The sequence below is a fragment of the Streptomyces sp. NPDC059564 genome (assembly GCF_042735575.1).
GTDB lineage: Bacteria > Actinomycetota > Actinomycetes > Streptomycetales > Streptomycetaceae > Streptomyces.
This window is the reverse complement of the sequence record NZ_JBHWBP010000245.1, coordinates 1-3,993: the sequence shown is the minus strand read 5'-3', so window position 1 is coordinate 3,993 and position 3,993 is coordinate 1. Positions and strand designations below refer to the sequence as shown.

Annotated in this window: 5 protein-coding genes and 1 pseudogene; 4 read left to right on the top strand and 2 right to left on the bottom strand. The window is 70.9% G+C overall.

Annotation, left to right across the window (positions count from 1 at the left end; genetic code table 11):
* Both ACFV0Q_RS29840 and ACFV0Q_RS29835 read right to left on the bottom strand, forming a co-directional pair.
* Positions 1-290 (bottom strand): hypothetical protein (locus tag ACFV0Q_RS29840; RefSeq protein WP_385009477.1); only part of this gene is annotated, 290 nt, incomplete at its 3' end.
* Between the two features lie 47 nt (positions 291-337).
* Positions 338-1,153: a phytanoyl-CoA dioxygenase family protein gene (locus tag ACFV0Q_RS29835; protein ID WP_385009472.1), complete on the bottom strand. Its 816-nt coding sequence runs from the start codon at positions 1,151-1,153 to the stop codon at positions 338-340.
* A gap of 158 nt (positions 1,154-1,311) precedes the next feature.
* Between ACFV0Q_RS29835 and ACFV0Q_RS29830 the strand changes: the two genes are divergently transcribed.
* The 4 genes and pseudogenes from ACFV0Q_RS29830 to ACFV0Q_RS29815 all read left to right on the top strand — a co-directional run.
* On the top strand, positions 1,312-2,202 hold the full coding sequence (locus ACFV0Q_RS29830) for a helix-turn-helix transcriptional regulator (protein WP_385009476.1): 891 nt from the start codon (positions 1,312-1,314) through the stop codon (positions 2,200-2,202).
* 10 nt (positions 2,203-2,212) lie between these two features.
* Positions 2,213-3,115 carry an expansin EXLX1 family cellulose-binding protein gene (locus ACFV0Q_RS29825; RefSeq protein ID WP_385009471.1) on the top strand — a complete coding sequence of 301 codons (903 nt, stop codon included), beginning with the start codon at positions 2,213-2,215 and terminating at the stop codon, positions 3,113-3,115.
* A gap of 87 nt (positions 3,116-3,202) precedes the next feature.
* Entirely contained in the window at positions 3,203-3,775 is a 573-nt protein-coding gene (locus ACFV0Q_RS29820) for a SigE family RNA polymerase sigma factor (protein ID WP_385009470.1), read from the top strand.
* Positions 3,772-3,993 (top strand): annotated as a pseudogene (locus ACFV0Q_RS29815) (hypothetical protein); the annotation flags it as partial. The gene ACFV0Q_RS29820 and the pseudogene ACFV0Q_RS29815, both read left to right, overlap by 4 nt.

The window sequence follows — 3,993 nt, the reverse complement described above, 5'->3', positions numbered from 1 at the left end:
CGCGGCTCCTCCCCCGGCTCCGCTCGCGCGTCGACGATCCGCTCGAAGAAGAACTCGTGCTTGAGGAAGGAGACGTCGTACTCATGACCCGGGTACGGCGGGATCAGCTGAGCGGCCTGGATCAGCCGCCAGCCCGCCCGGAGCGCCGCCACTCCCGACTCGTACGGCGGCTCGTCGCTGTCGCCCGTGGTGGGCGAGGTGCGGCCCGTGCCGTCGTACAGGGACCAGCCCACGACATGGGAGTCCAGCGCCGAGGAGGCCGCATACAGCACCAGCACCTGCTGTCGCAGCACCGGCGCGGCACCTTCCGCCCGCTCGGGGAGGATCGCTTCGGTCGTCATGTCCGTGCCTCCTTGGGGCGATTGGAGACCCTGGTCACCCAGTGGTCGAGGTCGAAGCCGTCGTCGCCGGTCAGCACCCGCCACAGCAGGATGCGGTTGTACCGCTCCAGCCGTCCGGTCGCCATCTCGTACCACGGGAACATCGTGTCCAGCTCCGCGGCCACCTGTGGGTCGTCGAGATCCGAGGTGTTCCACAGGCGCTGTTGACGCACCCTGGGATTGAAGCGGATCTTGAACATGTAGCGCATCGCGTCGCTGTCGTTGCGCCGGCCCGCGTGCCAGAGCCCGTGGTGCAGAAACACCACCGTCCCGGCCGGGCAGACCAGCCGGTCCTGGCCGCGCAGGTTCTGGTAGCGGCCGGTGTCGGACTCGTTGATCCGGCGGAGGTGGCTGCCCGGCACGGTGAGTGTTCCGCCCGTCTCCAGCGTCACCGCCGTCGGAAAATACATCAACTGCACGTCGAAGGCGTCCGGCCGGACGTCGATGATGGCGTCCCCGTGCAGCGGCTGCGCGTCGCCGCCGCGGGGCTCGCGGGTGTGCACGAAGTGGTGGTCCACCGACGGCTCCGGGCCCACGAGGCTGTGCAGAGCCCCCGCGACCTGCGGAAGCTCCAGTAGCCTGCGGACGAAGGATCCCTCCGCATAGGCCTCGGACAGCGGCGTCCCGTACCGCACCGACGGCACCCCGCCGACCAGTACCGCCAAGCCCTCGGCGTTCATCTCCGCCGGGACCACCCCGTCCAGCCGCAGCGACCCGCGCGCCACGAAGCGCGCCATCCGCACCGAATCGAGCAGTTCTTGCCTGTTCTCCATGGCGGCCACGCTAGGTCCGGGGGGCGCGCCCCGCGTGGGCCACGCTCACCCTCCACTGGTCGATTCTCACCACGGTGCCGGCACGCGGGTCGACGATTGAGGGGTGCGAATCGCGACCCTGGAGCCGGCTCGCGGACACCGTGGTAGAACACGTGACCATGCACACGGTCCTCGCCCACCTCGACGAGCCTCCGGCTCTGGCCGCCGTCGGCATCGGCGTGCACGGGCCTGCCGGCCACGTGGACGTGTTCTCACTGCCGCACCTGTGGCAGCTCCATCTGTACGACTACGAGGCCGACTTGACGGTGAACGGCACCGAGCACGCGATCCGCCCCGGCTGGGTCAGTCTCGTACCGCCCGGCGCCGAGGTCCGGTATCGCTACCGGGGCCGCTCCCCGCACCTCTACGTCCACCTCCGCCTGGGCTCGGGTGGAACCCCCCGCAGCATTCCGATGGTCCAGCACGCCGGTTCCGATCTCGCCCTGCTCACCGTCCAGTTGCAGCAGGCGCTGACCGCCTGGCCGAACACCCCGGCTCGGGCGGCGGCCGAGGTGTGGGCCGCCCTGTGGCGGGTCTCCCAGCTCGCCCCTCCGAGGGAGCGGAACACCCAGGCCGTTCATCCGGCGGTCGCAGCCGCCGTGGCCCTCATCGAGGCGCGGCTGGGGCAACCTCTGTCGGTACCGGAGATCGCGGCGGCGGCCGGCGTCTCCCACAACCACCTGACGCGCCTCTTCCGCGCCGCGACGGGGGAAACAGTCGTCGGCTACATCCGGGCCCGGCGCATGGAACGGGCTCGTCACTTCCTGCAGGCCACCACGCTCTCCGTCCCCGCCATCGCCGCATCGGTCGGCATTCCCGACCTACAGGCGTTCAACAAGGCCTGTCGCCGCGCGCTCGGAGCGTCTCCGCGCGGCATCCGTGCCGCCCCCGCGGGAACCGGCGGCAACCTTTTCGCATCCTGCGGCAACCAAGCAGTGCACCTCGGCTCGAATCTTCGAACGGACGGACATGCAGACTGCACGGCAAGCCGCACGCCAGCGCAGGCGTAGGCACAGGCTGATGGCGGGAACGGCGGTGATGCTGACCGCCGCGGGCGTCCTCGTCCACCTGGTGACGGCCGTGCTCCCCGGCCTCAAGGGCGAAATCGGAGCCGGGGTGGCGGCCCCCGCCGCCACCCAGGTGGGGGCCACGTCCCCGGCCCCGACGAGCCCCGCGCGCCCGACGGAGAGCTCGCGTGCCGCGGAAACCCCGACCGCGGCCGCCAGTACGACCACCGCGGCGCCACAGCCCTTGGCGAAGGCAACCCCTCAGGCGGCATCCACCCCCGGCACCACCACGGCACCGTCGGGAGGACGCATCCAGCCCGGGACCACCTACAAGGGCGTCGCCACCGCCTATTCCGCCGGCGACGGCAACGGCGCCTGCCTGTTCGGCCCGAGCGACGACCTCATGGTCGCGGCGATGAACACCACCGACTACGAGTCGTCCAGGGCGTGCGGCGCGTACGTGCGCGTCCGCGCCGAGAACGGCGCCTCGATCACGGTCCGGATCACCAACCAATGTCCATCGCCCTGCGCACCCGGACAACTGGACCTCAGCGAACAGGCCTTCGCGAAACTGGCCGAGCGCAAGGCCGGCCGCATCCCGATCACCTGGAATCTGCTGAGCCCCCACACGCCCAGCACGATCTCCCTCCGGTACAAGACCGGGTCCAGCCCCCACTGGTGCGGCATCCAGGTGATCGACCACCGGAATCCGGTCGCACGGCTGGAGGTACGCACGACCAAGGGCTGGCAGCGACTGTCCCGTACCGACTACAACTACTTCCTCTCCGCCGACGGCAGCGGGTGCGGTGGCGCGATACGGATCACCGACATCTACGGAGAGCAGCTGACCGTCGACGGGACCACGCTGCTGCCGAACGTCGCACAACCGACCCGGGTCCAGTTCGCCCCCCACTGAAACCACACCGCGGCCGGTGGCGGATCCGGGGTACGGCCGCACTGGAGCGCAAGGGGCCGTACCGGGCGCTGATACGCTGCCGCCCGGATGTTAACGCACACATTTGCGGAAGGGGCGACCGACAGCGTGGTCCTCGATGACGCGTCCGCGGAGTTCCACGACTTCTTCGAACGCCACTACGCCGAACTCGCCCGGTTCGCCCATCTCCTGACGGGCGAGGCGGACGGAGCCGACGATCTGGCCGCGGACGCCCTGATCGCACTGTGGCAGCGCTGGGACCGGCTGCGCCAGGCCGAGTACCCCCTCGCCTACGCCCGTGGCGTGGTCGCCAACCTGGCACGGTCACGGATCCGCAGCGCGGTACGCGAGCGCCGACGGATCGCCCTGTTCTGGTCCCGCGCCGCGGAGCCGTCGGACGGTCCGGACGTGGCCGCCGTGGTGGACGTGCGTACTGCTCTCGCCCGGCTGCCGTTCCGCAAGCGGGCCTGCGTGGTCCTGCGGCACGCCTTCGACCTGTCGGAGAAGGACACCGCCCTGGCGCTCGGAATATCGGTCGGTACGGTGAAGAGCCAGACCTCGAAGGGGATGGCCGAACTGGAACGGACGCTGGGCGGCACAGGAGCGGCCGGGGAACTGCTGGCGGGGAGGAGGAGCCGTTGAACGAGGAGCTCGCCGGGCGGCTGGGCGCAGCCGCCGAGGCGCACCAGCCCGACCGCGCCCGGATCCTGGCACGCGTGGAACGCGGCGTCTCAGGCGCCCCCGCCCGCCGAAGCGAGTCGTCCGGAGCGAGGCCCTGGCGCAGGGTCGCGCTCGCATCCCTCGCCGCGACCGGCATTCTGGCGGTCGGTGGTTTCGCCGTCGCCGCCATCGTCCAGTCC